Source organism: Brachybacterium sp. J144 (genome assembly GCF_036321705.1).
Classification (GTDB): domain Bacteria; phylum Actinomycetota; class Actinomycetes; order Actinomycetales; family Dermabacteraceae; genus Brachybacterium.
In genome coordinates this window covers 198,401-211,220 of record NZ_JAZDCG010000022.1, presented here as the reverse complement: position 1 = coordinate 211,220, position 12,820 = coordinate 198,401, and the positions used below count along the sequence as shown (strand labels likewise).

Sequence of the window (12,820 nt, the reverse complement as noted above, 5' to 3'; positions counted from 1 at the left end):
CCACGATGTCCTCCCCCGCGCCCTCCTCCTCCACCGCCGAAGCCGCCGGCGTCGGTGCTCACCCCGCCTCGCACGCGGGCCGCTTCCGGCCCGAGCTGCACGGGCTCCGCGGCGTCGCGATCGGCCTCGTGGTCCTCTACCACGTGTGGTTCGACCGGGTCTCCGGCGGCGTGGACGTCTTCCTCTTCCTCTCCTCCTTCCTGCTGGTGGGCACGTTCATGCGCCGGGTCGGTGCGGGGCGGCCGACGGCCCCGCTCGCCTACTGGGCGCGGACCTTCAAGCGGCTGCTGCCGCCCACGACGGTGGTGGCGCTCGCGACCCTCGCCGGGGTGTACCTGCTGCTGCCCGCGGAGCGCTGGATGACCGCGATCACCGACGCGATCGGCTCGGTGCTGCACGTGCAGAACTGGGTGCTGATCCGGCGCGGCGTGGACTACTACGCGGCGGAGGAGGTCGGCGCCTCGCCCTTCCAGCACTTCTGGTCGCTGTCCATCCAGGGGCAGGTGTTCCTGCTGTGGCCGCTGCTGATCGGCGCGGCGGTGCTCGTGGCTCGCTGGCGGCGCTGGTCCGTGCGCCCCGTCCTCGCCGTGGTCTTCACCCTCGTGCTGGTCGCCTCCTTCGCCTGGTCGGTGGTCTCGACCGCCACCCATCAGGAGATCGCCTACTTCGACACCGCCGCGCGGCTGTGGGAGTTCGCGGCCGGCTCGCTGCTGGGGCTCGCGCTGCCCGCCCTCGAGGAGCGGCGCGAGCGCTCCCGCGGCCGACGGGCCCGGCCCCGCGTCTCCCCCGTGCGCGTCGCGGCCGGCTGGGCGGGGATCCTGGGGCTGCTCTCCTGCGGCCTGCTCGTGGACGTGCAGGGCGCGTTTCCCGGCTGGATCGCCGCCTGGCCCCTCACCGCGGCGGCGCTCGTGCTGTGGGCGGGAGCGACGGGGAGCCGACTGGGCGTGGACCGGCTGCTCTCGAGCCGTCCCGCGGCGCGCCTGGGCGATGTCTCCTACGGCCTCTACCTCGTGCACTGGCCGCTGCTCACCCTGTACCTGGCCCATGCCGGGAAGGCCCGCGCGGGACTGCTCGACGGGCTGGTGCTGATCCTCGTCTCGCTCGTGCTCGCCTGGCTGCTCACCCGGCTCGTCGACACCCCGATCCGCCGCTGGCCCTGGGCGGGGGCCCGGGCCTGGCGCGGCGGTCTCGTGGTCGCGAGCTGCCTCGTCCTCGCGCTCGCCCCGATGCTCGGCGCGCGCGAGCACCTGCTCGGCGAGCAGCGCGAGGCGGAGGCCCGCGCGGTCGCCGACAACCCCGGCGCCCGCGTGCTGGACCCGGGCTTCACCGTCCATCCCGACGCGAACCCCGATGCCGCGCCGCTGCCGTCGACGGCCACGGTCCCCGGCGACTGGGTGGTCAGCGGCACGCTCTGCTCCGGCGACCTGGAGCCACGACCCGACGTCGAGCCGAAGCGGACCTCGTGCGGCATCGTCGAGGGCGATCCGGAGGGAAAGGTCGTGATCAGCGTCGGTAACTCCCGCATCGAGCAGTTCACCGGAGCCCTCATCCCGCTCGCCCAGGAGAACGGCTGGACCCTGATCACGCTGTGGAAGGGCGGGTGCGTCTACGCCCCCGACGCGGAGGTCTCCCCCGACTGCGATGCGTGGAGCGCCCAGGCCCGCGAGTACATCGAGCGGGTCTCACCCGACGCCGTCCTGGTCCACTCCACGTTCCTCTCCCCGGAGCTCGAAGAGACGGTCACGCCCGGGATGGAGACCACGCTGCCCGACCTCACCGCCGCCGGCATCGAGGTGATCGCGCTGCGGGATCAGCCGCGCCTCGCGGTCGAGCCGGTGCCCTGCACGGAGGAGAAGGGCGCCGAGGACCCCTCGTGCGCCTCCCCGCTGCCGGAGCCGCTCTCCCGCGAACGGCCCGATGCGGCGCTGCTCGCGGAGCAACCGGACGGAGTCGTCCCGCTCGACGTCAACGATCTGATCTGCCCGGACGGCGTCTGCTCGCCGGTGATCGGCAATGTGCGGGTCTCGCTGGACCGCGATCACCTCACCGGCACCTACGCCGCGTCGATGCAGGACGCGGTCGCGGCGCGCCTCGAGGAGACCGGCTTCCGCTGGTGAGGGCTCAGGCCCCGTCCTCCACGGCTCCGCCTGCGCGCTCCTCGATGTCCGCCTGCAGGGCGCGGGCAGAGGCGACCACGGGGTGGTCGGGGCCGTGGGTGCGCAGGGCGTCCTTGCGCAGCTCGTCGACCTGGTACCAGGCGTCCTGCAGGTGGCCGAGGTCGGCGGTGGCCCGGGCGAGCTCCTCGCGCACGGCGAGGGTCTCCGCGGTGGTGGCCTCGCCGGCCTCGAGCAGGTCGAGGAGGCGACGGGTGGCCTCGTGGAGGCGCTCCTGGGGCGTGCTCATCGGGTCTCCTCGGCGGTCGGGATCGGAGCGGTGACGGATCGGGAACGGATCGGCGGCTCCCGATCCTACGGGGCGGGGACCGCACAGCCCGCGTCGGGCAGAATGAGCAGGTGCCATCGCCCCGCTCCCGGAGGATCCCATGACCGTCGCCCCGCTCCCCGTCCTGGTGCCGGACGCCGCCGGGGCCGCCGACGACCTGCTCGCCGCGCTGCGGTCGCGGGGCCTCCCCACCGACCACTCCCCCTTCGTGGAGCTGCGCGCCCAGCGGGACGGCGACCTGCGCGCGGCCCTCGCCGCCCTCGCGGCCGGGGAGGTCGACCGCCTCGTGGTGACGAGCCCCCGTGCCGCCGAGGTGCTCGCCGAGGGCGGGGACCTGATCGTCCCCGCGGGCACCGCCATGGCCGCCACCGAGGCCACGACCGCCGCCGTGCTCGCCGCGGCCGGGGTGCCGGATGCCCGGGTGCTCGAGCGGGAGGAGACCGACCCGGGCTTCACCGCGGCCCTCTCCCCAGACGCCGGGGAGCGTCTCCTGCTCGTGGGATCCACCGCGACCCCGCCCGCCCTGCGCCCCGCCCTCGAGGCGGCCGGGGCGCGCGTCACGCTCGTGCTCGCCGTGCGGGTGCGCACCGTCGGCCTCGACCCCCAGCTGGTCCGGGATCTGCGGCGCCCCGCCTATGGCGCGCTCGTGCTGCGCAGCACCCTGCTCGCAGATCTCGCCGGTCACCTGGGCATCCATCGCGACATCCGGGTCGTCGCGGCCGACGACGCGGTGGCCGCGACGGCCGAGGCCCGCGGCCTCGTGGTCCACGCCGTCGCGGGCTCGACCGGGGCCGAGGAGCTCGCCACGGCGGTGCTCTCCGCGCTCGGCACGCGGATCGTGCACGACTGAGCGCGGCGGAGGGAGAGCGCTGATGGAAGTCAACCCCTACGAGGCCCGTTTGCGGCTGCTGCAGCAGATGGACGGCGTCCAGATGCAGCGGGAGGCCGCGCCCGACGAGGAGACCGCCGGCTGCCCCGGCTGCCCCTATTTCTGGACCTGCCCCGTCCCGCATCGGGGTGAGGAGGTGCGCGCCCCCGCGGAGATCGAGCTCGAGGACGTCGCCGAGGCGCTCGGTCCGCGGCGCGCCTTCCGGCCACGCGACGAGTCCGACGTCGGCTGGAGCGACACCTGGGTGGACGAGGAGGGGCTCACCGTCGACGCCCCGGAACCGGCCGAGGAGCTGGAGGCCGCGTTGGACTCCGAACCCCCTGACGGGCCCGCGAGCGAGCCCGCCCGACGCGGCCCGCGCACCTGGTTCAGGCGCCGCCGCTGACCCCGCCGCCGTCCGCGCGGCCGGAGAGACGGGCGAGCAGCGCCCCGGACAGAACGGCGGGCGGCACGGTGCGGTCCACGCGCATCCATCCGGCGGGGACGGGGCTCTCGCCGCCCTGCTCAGGGCCGTGGGCGACCTCCCGACCGGCGGAGATGTCGATGCCGAAGATGGTGTGGAAGGCCTCGACGTAGTCGTCGGCGAAGCCGGTCTCGGCGAGGTGCCGGGCGCGCTCGGCCGGCTGGTGCATGACCTTCGCGAGGATCCGGCGCACGGATCGGTCGAGCTGGTCGGCCGTCTCGGGAGAGACCTCGCGGCGCAGCCGGTCCACCTCGAGGTCCGCGGCCTCGGCGACCTCGCGGCGCAGCGCGGCCATCGCGGGGTCGATGCGCCGCACCTCCTGCTGCACCCGGAAGGCCTCGACGTTCTCGGCGACGATGGCGCGGGCGGTGGCGAGGGCGGGGTCGTCGGCCCGGTCCGCCTCGGTCGCGAGGTCGGCGAGCCCGATCACGGTCACGCCCTTGAGGTGCCGCACCAGCGGGTGCAGGTCGGAGTGCAGGGCGAGGTCGAGCACGACGACACCGCCCGTGCTCGCACCCGCGCCGAGGAACTGTTCGGGGAAGAGGGAGGTGCCGCGCCCGGAGCAGGCCAGCACGAGGTCGGCGGCGGCGAGCGCCTCGTCCAGCTCCCCGGCCTCGACGGCCCGGGCGCCGTGGCGCTGGGCGAAGCCGAGGGCGCGGCCCGACGGGGAGAAGACGCGCAGGTCGCGGGCGCCGCGGCGGGTGAGCTCGGCGAGACCCAGGCGGGCGTAGGCGCCCGTGCCGACGATCAGGGCGCTGCGTCCCTCGAGCCCGCCGAGGGCCGCGGCGGCGCGGTCGAGGGCGACGGCCGCCCCGGAGCGGCCGGCGGCACCGACGGGGGCCTGGGTCGCGACCTGCTTGGCGCAGCGGAAGCCGTGCTGGAAGAGGTCGTGGAGCATCGAGGTGGTGCGTCCGCCGCGGCGCGCGACCTCATAGGCCTGGCGCACCTGCCCGGCGATCTCCGCCTCGCCGACGACGAGGGAGCGCAGCCCCGAGGTCATCTCGTAGAGGTGCTGGGGGACGGGGGCGTCCATCGCGGCGTCGAAGCACAGCGAGACCACCTCGCGGTCGAGGCCGCTGGTGCGGGTGACCGCGTCGATGACGAGCTCGATCCCCTCGTGGAAGCGCTCGGTGTCGAGGTACACCTCGAGGCGGTTGCAGGTGCTCACCACGACCTGCCCGGCGAGCAGCGGCGCCCCGCCGTCGTGACGGGTGCGCTCGAGGGCGAGCTCCTCGAGCACGGCCGGCAGGGAGTCGGCGTCCCGGGTGAGGGCGTCGAGCATGTCGAGGTCGAGGTGCTCGTGGGTGGCGCGGAGAGCGGCGAGCATGATCGCCAGTGTAGGCCCGCCCGACGAGGCCCCTCCCGACCTGGGAGCCTCGAGCGGCGGGAGTGTGCACAATGGGGGCGCCATGGAACAGAACAGCACGTCAGAGCGCACTTTTGCAGACAACCTGTCAGATCGATCGCGACAGTCGTCAGATCCCCGGATCGGTGCAGGCGAGAGCCTCGCGGGCGCCCCGGCGCAGCCGGGACCGGCCCCTGCGGGGACCCCGTCGGACGGCCCCTCGACCCTCCCCGCCGAGCATCCGGCGCTCCGCCCGCAGGCCCGCGGCGGTGTGGCCGACGCCTCTCTCCTGCGGGAGCTGCGAGGTGACCGGGATCCCGCGGCGGCGCCGAGCGTGTGGTTCATGCGACAGGCCGGCCGCTCGCTGCCCGAGTACCGGGCGCTGCGCGAGGGCACGACGATGCTCGACTCCTGCTTGCGCCCCGACATGGCCGCCGAGATCACGGTGCAGCCGGTGCGCCGCCACCGCGTCGACGCCGGGATCTTCTTCTCGGACATCGTCGTGCCCGTGCGCGTGGCCGGCCTCGGCGTGGAGATCCGGCCCGGGGTGGGGCCCGTGGTCGAGCACCCGCTGCGCACCGAGGCGGACATCGACGCCCTGCCCGTCCTCGGGGACGACTACGAAGCGGGCCTCGAGCCGATCCGCGAGGCGGTGCGCCGCACCGTCGCCGAGCTCGGCACCACGCCGCTGATCGGCTTCGCCGGCGCCCCCTTCACCGTCGCCAGCTACCTGGTCGAGGGCGGGCCCAGCCGCGACCACCTGCGCACCCGCGCCCTGATGCGCGACCGCCCTGCGCTGTGGGCGCGCCTCGCGGCCTGGGTCGCCGAGCTCTCGGGCCGCTTCCTGCGTGCCCAGGTGCTCGCGGGCGCCTCCGCGGTGCAGCTCTTCGACTCCTGGGTCGGCTCCCTCGGCGCCGCGCAGTACCTCGAGCACGTGCAGCAGCACTCGGCCGCGGCGCTCGCGCACGTCGCCGACCTGCCGGTGCCGCGGATCCACTTCGGCGTCGGCGCCGCGCACCTGCTGCCCGAGATGCACGCCGCGGGAGCGACCGTGATGGGCGTCGACCATCGGCTGCCCCTGGACCGGGCGCTCGAGCTGCTCCCCGCGGGCACCCCGCTGCAGGGCAACATCGATCCGGCGGTGCTGTTCACCGCAGAGGAGGCCCGCTTCGCCGAGGCCCGCGCGGTGCTCGCCGCGGGCGCCGCGGCCCCCGGCCACGTGGTGAACCTCGGCCACGGCGTCCCGCCGGAGACGGATCCCCAGGTCCTCACCGACCTCGTCGCCTTCCTCCACGCCCAGGGCGGCGCGCGGGCATGAGCTCCTCGGTCCTCGTGGTTGGCGGCGGTCTCGCAGGCCTGCTCGCCGCGCGCGAGCATGCCCGCGCCGGCCGACGCGTGGTGCTGCTCGAGGCGGCCCCCGTGGTCGGCGGCGCGATCGCGCAGACGCATCTCGGTCGGCTCGCCCTGAACGCGGGCGCCGAGGCGTTCTCGATCGGCCGCGGGGCGGTCGACGCGCTGCTCGCCGAGCTCGGGATCGACGGCGCAGCCGTCTCCCCGCGCGAGGGACTCGGCTCGCGGCTGGTCTCCGCGGCGGGCGTGCACCGGGCGCCCGGTGGAGGCCTGCTCGGCATCCCCGGCCGGCCCCTCGCCGCCGACGTCCGCGCGGTCCTCGGCACGGCCGGCGCCCTGCGCGCGGCGCTCGAGCCGCTGCTGCCGGCACGGATCGGGGCGCGTCCCGGGGCGACGGTCGCCGAGACGGTCTCCCGGCGGCTCGGCCGACGGGTGCTCGAGCGGCTGGTCGCCCCGATCGTCGGCGGGGTGCACTCCGCGGATCCCGCGACCCTCGAGCTCGCGGCCGCCTCCCCCGCCCTCGTCGCCGGCCTCGCGCGCCACGGCTCCTTCGTCCGGGCGGTGCGGGAGATCCGCGGCGCCGACACGGCGAGCGCGGGCACCCGGGTGCGCTCCCTCGCCCCGACCATGGCGGCCCTCCCCGCGGCGCTGCGCGCGGACCTCCTCGCCCGCGGCGGCCTGCTGCGCACGGGGGTCGAGGTCGTCGAGGCCGGCCGCACCGGGGACACCTGGTGGGCGCGCACCGCGAGCGGAGAGACCCTCGAGGCGTCGGAGCTGGTGCTCGCCGGCCCGCCGGACATGACCCGCGCCCTCCTCGCCGAGGCGGCGCCGGAGATCGCCGCCGCGATCCCGCAGGCCCCGTCGGCCGCCGTGCGGCTCGTCGCGCTCGCTCTCGACGCGGAGGCGCTGGACGCCTTCCCCTCGGGCACCGGGGCGCTCGTCGCCCCCGGCACCCCGGGGATCCGCGCGAAGGCGCTGACCCACGCGAGCGCCAAGTGGGAACACGTCGGCGAGCAGGTGCGCGCCGCCTTCCCGGACGCCGCCTCCCCGCACCTGGTGCGGCTCTCCTACGGGCGGCCCGGCGAGCCGTTGCCCGAGCGCGAGGGGATCGAGGGGCTCGCCCTCGCCGACGCCTCCCGCATCCTCGGGACGGAGCTCACCCGGGAGCAGCTCCTCGGCGCGGTCGTGATCGACTGGGACCGCGCCATGAACCAGGCCCTGCCCGGCCACCGCGCCGCCCTCGACCACCTCACGGCGCTCCTCGCCGAGGAGCCGACCCTGCACCTGACCGGCTCCTGGCGGGCCGGCACCGGCATCGACGCGATCGTCCGCGCCGAGCACCACCATGGCTCGCACCCCACCGCAGAAGGGACCCCCGCATGACCGAGACCCAGCCCACCGCCCCCGCCGCACCCGACACCGCCGCGGCGGCGTCGGACGCAGCGGATCACGAGCAGATCGCGCAGACCACCCGGTACACGAGCTACACCGTTTTCCGCCGCCTCGCGGGGCTCGGCGACGAGGGGGAGATCAGCGCCGCCGAGGCGACGGCGGCCCTCGCCGAGACCGTGTCCCTCATGGAGGCGAGCGCGGAGGACGGCTCGCTCGAGATCCTCGGCTGGTACGACGTCTCCGGCTTCCGCGCCGAGGACGACCTGATGCTGTGGCTCGCCGCGGACCGTCCCGAGACCCTGCAGGCCGCGCTGCGCGAGCTCGAGCGCTCCCTGGTGGGCTCCTGGCTGCACCGCGAGTGGGCGGCCGCGGGCGTGCACCGGATGGCGGAGTTCTCCCGCGGCCACGTCCCCTCGTTCATGGTCCCGGGCTTCGAGCGGAAGCAGTGGATCACGGTCTACCCCTTCGTGCGCTCCTACGACTGGTACCTGCTCGAGCAGGACGAGCGCAACCGCATGCTGCGCGAGCACGGCCTCCTCGGCCGCGACTTCCCGCAGGTCAACGCCAACACGGTCGCGGCCTTCGCGCTCGGCGACTACGAGTGGCTGCTGTCCTTCGAGGCCGACGACCTGCATGATCTGGTGGACATGATGCGCCACCTGCGCTACTCCGATGCGCGTCTGCACGTGCGCGAGGAGCTCCCCTTCCACACCGGCCGCCGCCTCGACGCCCTCGAGGACGTCGCCGCGCTGCTGATCTGATCCCGCCCGCCCGAGCCCGACCACCGAGCCCGACCCCCTCCACGAGGACACCACGATGACCGACACCACCGCGCCGATGCCCGCGCCCCGCGCCGCGGCCCCCGACTCCCCCACCCATGCGCGACGCGGCGAGGCCCGCCCCTTCGACGCGATCCTGTTCTCCTCCTTCGGCGGCCCCGACGGGCAGGAGGACGTCATCCCCTTCCTGCGCAACGTCACGCGCGGACGCGGGATCCCCGACGAGCGTCTGGAGGAGGTCGCGGGCCACTACCGCGCGCTCGGCGGACGCAGCCCGATCACCGCGCAGAACGAGGCGATGATCGCCGCGCTCGCGGCGGAGCTGGCGCGCCGCGGCGTGGACCTGCCGATCTACTTCGGCAACCGCAACTGGGCGCCCTACAACGCCGAGGCCGTGCGCGCCCTGCACGCCGACGGCCACCGCCATGCTCTCGGCCTCGTCACCAGCGCGTACTCCTCGTACTCCTCGTGCCGGCAGTACCGGGAGGACTTCGGCATGGTGCTCGAGGAGACCGGTCTGGCCGGCGAGGTCACCATCGACAAGGTCCGCGTCTACTTCAACCATCCCGGCTTCCTCGCCCCGGTGGTCGACGGCCTCGGCGCCGCCCTGGCGAGCCTCGCCGCCGAGGGGCACGACAGCGAGCGCGTCGCGGTGCTGTTCTCCACCCACTCGGTGCCGACCTCGATGGCCGAGGCCTCCGGTCCGGAGGAGACGCGGGTCGAGGGCTCCGGCGGCTGGTACGTCGAGCAGCACCTCGCCGCCTGCCGGTGGGTGATGGACCAGCTGCACGACGACGCTCCCGAGCTCCCGGACTGTCAGCTCGTCTACCAGTCCCGTTCCGGGGCGCCGCACATCCCGTGGCTCGAACCGGACGTGAACGACGTCATCGCGCAGCTCGCCGAGGAGGACGCCGCGGACGCCGTCGTGGTCGTCCCCATCGGCTTCGTCACGGACCATGTCGAGGTCGTGTGGGACCTGGACACGGAGGCGAAGGAGACCGCCGCGGAGAAGGGACTGGCCTTCCGGCGCGTCGCGACCTCCGGGGAAGATCCCCGCTTCATCGCCGCCCTCGCGGATCTCGTCCAGGAGCGGCTGGACGCGTCCTTCCCGCGCCAGGTGGTCACGGACTTCGGGGGCACCCCGGACGTCTGCGGGACGAACTGCTGCGCAGGTCGCCTGTGCCGGCCCACCACGAGCGCGGTGGACTCCGCGGCGGACGTCGAGCGGGCGCGGGCGGAGCGTCTCGCCGCCGCAGACGCCGCCGCCGGGGGCGTCGGCACGGCGGGCGCCGGATCGCTCTCATGACCGCCGCCCCGCTGCGGATCGGCACCCGTGCCTCCGAGCTGGCGCTGACCCAGTCCGGGCACGTCGGCGCGGCGCTCACGGCCGGCACCGGACACGAGGTCGAACTGGTGCACGTGAGCACCCACGGCGACCGGGACCGCACCAGCCCGCTCGCGCAGATCGGCGGGACCGGCGTGTTCGTCACCGCAGTGCGTCAGGCGCTGCTGGACGGCGAGGTCGACGTGGTCGTCCACTCCTGGAAAGACCTCCCCACCGCGCCGCTGGACGAGATCACGCTGGCCTGCACCCCGGTGCGGGAGGATCCGCGCGATGCCCTGTGTGCCCGCGACGGGCTCACCCTCGCGCAGCTCCCGGCCGGGGCGCGCGTGGGCACGGGGTCGCCGCGCCGCGGTGCGCAGCTGCTGCGGGCCCGCCCCGATCTCCAGGTCGTGGGGATCCGCGGCAACGTCGAGACGCGCCTGAACCGGACCCTCGGCGAGGACGCGGACCTCGACGCCGTCGTGCTCGCCGCCGCGGGCCTGCTCCGGGTGGGCCGCGAGGCCGCGATCAGCGAGCTCCTGCCCGTCAAGGTCATGCTGCCCGCGCCCGCCCAGGGCGCCCTCGCCGTGGAGGCGACCACCGCCGCGCTCGCGCAGGCGCCCTGGTTCGCCGCGCGGCTCACGGCGATCGACGACCCGGCCACCCGCGCCGCGGTCACGGCCGAGCGGTCCCTGCTGCGGGCGCTCGAGGCGGGCTGCTCCGCCCCGGTCGCCGCGTTCGCCGAGCTCGAGTCCGCATCCTCCGGGGCCGCGTCGCTCGGCGCGGAGCACAGCGCGGAGTCCCCCGCCGTGCAGACCCTGCGTCTGCGCGCGCTCGCGATCCGGCCCGACGGGACCCGGGTCGTCGAGGGCGAGGCCCGGATCGACGTGGACCTCGCCGCCGATGCGCTCTCCGGGCCGGGCTCGGTCCCGGTGGCGCTCGGCGAGAAGCTCGCCGCGGACCTGCTCTCGCGCGGCGCGGGCGAGATCCTCGCGGAGGCCCGCGCCTGATGCGCTCTCCCGGGACGCCCGCCTCGCCGGCCGCGCCGGCCCCGACCGCGCGACCCGTGCTGGTCACGCGGCCCGCCGGACGGGGCGAACGTCTCGCCGCCCTGCTCGAGGCGGAGGGGTTCGCGGTCGAGCACGCGCCGTTGACCCGCCTCGTCCCCAGCGACGGCGAGCAGCTGCGGGCCGCCCTGGTCCAGCTGGCCGCGGGCGGGTTCACCCATCTGGTGGTCACCTCCCGCACCGCCGCCGAGCGCCTGGCGGGCACCCGTGTCCCGTCGGGGACCGCGGTCGTCGCCGTCGGCGAGGGGACTGCCGCGGCGCTCCGGGCGGCGGGGATCCCGCCCACCTCCGTGGCCGACGGCTCCGGCGCGGCCCTCGCCGCCACGATGCCGCCGGCGGCCCCCGGCGACCGGGTGCTGTTCCCGGCCTCCGCCGCCGCCTCCCGCACGGTCCCGGACGGCCTGCGCGAGGCCGGCTACACGGTGGTGGAGGTCGAGGCCTACCGGCCCGAGCACGTCGACCCGCCCCCGTCGGCCGCCCGGGGCCTGCCCGTGGGCCGCTACGCGGCGATCGTGCTGACCAGTCCGATGATCGCCCGGCGCGCCGCCGGGATCGGCGTGCACCCCACGACCGCGGTGGTCACCCTCGGGGACCCGACCACCGAGGCCGTGCGCGCCGCGGGCCTCGTCCCCGCGCGGCAGGCCCGCACCCCGTCCGACGAGGCGCTCGTCCTCGCGGTCCGCGAGGCCCTCTCCCCGCCGCCCGACACCTCCCCGCACCCCCGTTCGAAGGAGACCCGATGACCCGCCCCGCCGCCCCCGGCCCGCTGCCCGTGGACCGACCCCGTCGACTCCGCACCAGCGCGGCCATGCGCTCCCTCGTGCGGGAGACCACGTTGCGCCCCGCCGATCTTGTGCTGCCGATGTTCGTGCGCGAGGGCGCGACCGAGCCCGTCGCGATCTCCTCCATGCCCGGTGTGCAGCAGCACTCCCTGGACTCGCTCGTGCGCGCCGGCGTCGAGGCGGTCGAGCGCGGCGTCGGCGGGCTGATGCTCTTCGGCGTGCCCGCGTGGAAGGACGCCGTGGGCTCGGGCGCGACCGACCCCGAGGGGATCCTCAACGTGGGGCTGGCCCGGCTGCGCGCCGAGCTCGGCGACTCGACGGTGATCATGGCGGACCTGTGCCTCGACGAGTTCACCGACCACGGTCACTGCGGGGTGCTCGACGACGACGGCCGGGTCGATAACGACGCGACCCTCGAGCGGTACCGCGCGATGGCCCTGGCCCAGGCGGAGGCCGGCGCGCACCTGCTGGGCCCCTCCGGGATGATGGACGGCCAGATCGCCGCCGTGCGCGACGCCCTCGACGCCGCCGGGCATCTCGACGTGGCGCTCTACGCCTACACCGCGAAGTACGCCTCCGCCTTCTACGGCCCCTTCCGAGAGGCGGTGGACTCCTCCCTCACCGGTGACCGCCGTACCTATCAGCAGGACCCCGCGAACGGCCGCGAGGCGCTGCGCGAGCTGGAGCTCGACGTCGCCGAGGGCGCGGACCTGGTGATGGTCAAGCCCGGTCTGCCCTATCTCGACGTGCTGCGGGACGTCGCCGCCGCCTCGCCCGTGCCGGTCGGCGCCTACCAGGTCTCCGGCGAGTACGCGATGATCGAGGCTGCGAGCGCGAACGGCTGGGTGGACCGCGACCGGACCGTCCTCGAGTCGCTCCTGGCCTTCCGCCGCGCGGGTGCCTCGACCGTGCTGACCTACTACGCGAGCGAGGTCGCGGGCTGGTTCGCGGACGGCCTGCCGCCGCACCTGCGCGAGTTCCGCTGAG

At 75.7% G+C, this 12,820-nt stretch carries 12 protein-coding genes; 10 read left to right on the top strand and 2 right to left on the bottom strand.

The features are described 5' to 3' along the window. Positions 1–5 precede the first annotated feature (5 nt). Positions 6–2,117 carry an acyltransferase family protein gene (locus V1260_RS08555; protein ID WP_329746394.1) on the top strand — a complete coding sequence of 704 codons (2,112 nt, stop codon included), beginning with the start codon at positions 6–8 and terminating at the stop codon, positions 2,115–2,117. A gap of 4 nt (positions 2,118–2,121) precedes the next feature. On the opposite strand, the gene V1260_RS08550 is transcribed toward V1260_RS08555, so the two are convergent. After that, positions 2,122–2,403: a hypothetical protein gene (locus V1260_RS08550; protein ID WP_329746393.1), complete on the bottom strand. Its 282-nt coding sequence runs from the start codon at positions 2,401–2,403 to the stop codon at positions 2,122–2,124. A gap of 139 nt (positions 2,404–2,542) precedes the next feature. On the opposite strand from V1260_RS08550, the gene V1260_RS08545 reads away from it, so the two are divergent. Both V1260_RS08545 and V1260_RS08540 read left to right on the top strand, forming a co-directional pair. Next, positions 2,543–3,292 (top strand): uroporphyrinogen-III synthase, encoded by a 750-nt coding sequence (locus V1260_RS08545; protein WP_329746392.1) that lies wholly within the window; start codon positions 2,543–2,545, stop codon positions 3,290–3,292. A 22-nt stretch (positions 3,293–3,314) separates the two neighbouring features. Beyond that, the gene (locus tag V1260_RS08540; RefSeq protein ID WP_329746391.1) at positions 3,315–3,716 is read left to right on the top strand and encodes a hypothetical protein; all 402 of its coding nucleotides are present in this window, start codon (positions 3,315–3,317) and stop codon (positions 3,714–3,716) included. Here the strand turns inward: V1260_RS08540 and V1260_RS08535 are convergent. Continuing rightward, positions 3,700–5,121, bottom strand: coding sequence for a glutamyl-tRNA reductase (locus tag V1260_RS08535; RefSeq protein WP_329746390.1), 1,422 nt, complete (start codon positions 5,119–5,121; stop codon positions 3,700–3,702). The two genes, V1260_RS08540 and V1260_RS08535, sit on opposite strands and share 17 nt — an antisense overlap. A gap of 289 nt (positions 5,122–5,410) precedes the next feature. Here V1260_RS08535 and hemE point away from each other — a divergent pair, with 289 nt between their 5' ends. From hemE to hemB, 7 genes are read left to right on the top strand one after another with little or no spacing between them, the layout of a single operon-like run. Continuing rightward, positions 5,411–6,457 carry a uroporphyrinogen decarboxylase gene (gene hemE / locus V1260_RS08530; protein WP_329746389.1) on the top strand — a complete coding sequence of 349 codons (1,047 nt, stop codon included), beginning with the start codon at positions 5,411–5,413 and terminating at the stop codon, positions 6,455–6,457. Then, the gene (locus tag V1260_RS08525) at positions 6,454–7,872 is read left to right on the top strand and encodes a protoporphyrinogen/coproporphyrinogen oxidase (RefSeq protein ID WP_329746388.1); all 1,419 of its coding nucleotides are present in this window, start codon (positions 6,454–6,456) and stop codon (positions 7,870–7,872) included. The genes hemE and V1260_RS08525 overlap by 4 nt, the downstream gene beginning before the upstream one ends. Next, entirely contained in the window at positions 7,869–8,642 is a 774-nt protein-coding gene (hemQ, locus tag V1260_RS08520) for a hydrogen peroxide-dependent heme synthase (RefSeq protein WP_329746387.1), read from the top strand. The genes V1260_RS08525 and hemQ overlap by 4 nt, the downstream gene beginning before the upstream one ends. Positions 8,643–8,697: 55 nt before the next feature. Next, positions 8,698–9,966, top strand: coding sequence for a ferrochelatase (locus V1260_RS08515; protein WP_329746386.1), 1,269 nt, complete (start codon positions 8,698–8,700; stop codon positions 9,964–9,966). After that, a complete protein-coding gene (gene hemC, locus V1260_RS08510) occupies positions 9,963–10,994 on the top strand; it encodes a hydroxymethylbilane synthase (protein ID WP_329746385.1) in 1,032 nt (343 codons plus the stop codon). The genes V1260_RS08515 and hemC overlap by 4 nt, the downstream gene beginning before the upstream one ends. After that, positions 10,994–11,794 (top strand): uroporphyrinogen-III synthase, encoded by an 801-nt coding sequence (locus tag V1260_RS08505; protein WP_329746384.1) that lies wholly within the window; start codon positions 10,994–10,996, stop codon positions 11,792–11,794. Before hemC ends, V1260_RS08505 begins: the two co-directional genes overlap by 1 nt. Further along, entirely contained in the window at positions 11,791–12,819 is a 1,029-nt protein-coding gene (gene hemB, locus V1260_RS08500) for a porphobilinogen synthase (RefSeq protein ID WP_329746383.1), read from the top strand. Before V1260_RS08505 ends, hemB begins: the two co-directional genes overlap by 4 nt. The last annotated feature ends 1 nt before the right edge of the window (position 12,820 follow it).

Bases quoted from the DNA above. Each gene is read 5' to 3' on its own strand.
- V1260_RS08525 (WP_329746388.1), top strand. From the start codon at position 6,454: ATGAGCTCCTCGGTCCTCGTGGTTGGCGGCGGTCTCGCAGGCCTGCTC.
- V1260_RS08515 (WP_329746386.1), top strand. From the start codon at position 8,698: ATGACCGACACCACCGCGCCGATGCCCGCGCCCCGCGCCGCGGCCCCC.
- V1260_RS08545 (WP_329746392.1), top strand. From the start codon at position 2,543: ATGACCGTCGCCCCGCTCCCCGTCCTGGTGCCGGACGCCGCCGGGGCC.
- hemC (WP_329746385.1), top strand. From the start codon at position 9,963: ATGACCGCCGCCCCGCTGCGGATCGGCACCCGTGCCTCCGAGCTGGCG.
- V1260_RS08505 (WP_329746384.1), top strand. From the start codon at position 10,994: ATGCGCTCTCCCGGGACGCCCGCCTCGCCGGCCGCGCCGGCCCCGACC.
- hemQ (WP_329746387.1), top strand. From the start codon at position 7,869: ATGACCGAGACCCAGCCCACCGCCCCCGCCGCACCCGACACCGCCGCG.
- V1260_RS08535 (WP_329746390.1), bottom strand. From the start codon at position 5,121: ATGCTCGCCGCTCTCCGCGCCACCCACGAGCACCTCGACCTCGACATG.
- hemB (WP_329746383.1), top strand. From the start codon at position 11,791: ATGACCCGCCCCGCCGCCCCCGGCCCGCTGCCCGTGGACCGACCCCGT.
- V1260_RS08540 (WP_329746391.1), top strand. From the start codon at position 3,315: ATGGAAGTCAACCCCTACGAGGCCCGTTTGCGGCTGCTGCAGCAGATG.
- V1260_RS08550 (WP_329746393.1), bottom strand. From the start codon at position 2,403: ATGAGCACGCCCCAGGAGCGCCTCCACGAGGCCACCCGTCGCCTCCTC.
- V1260_RS08555 (WP_329746394.1), top strand. From the start codon at position 6: ATGTCCTCCCCCGCGCCCTCCTCCTCCACCGCCGAAGCCGCCGGCGTC.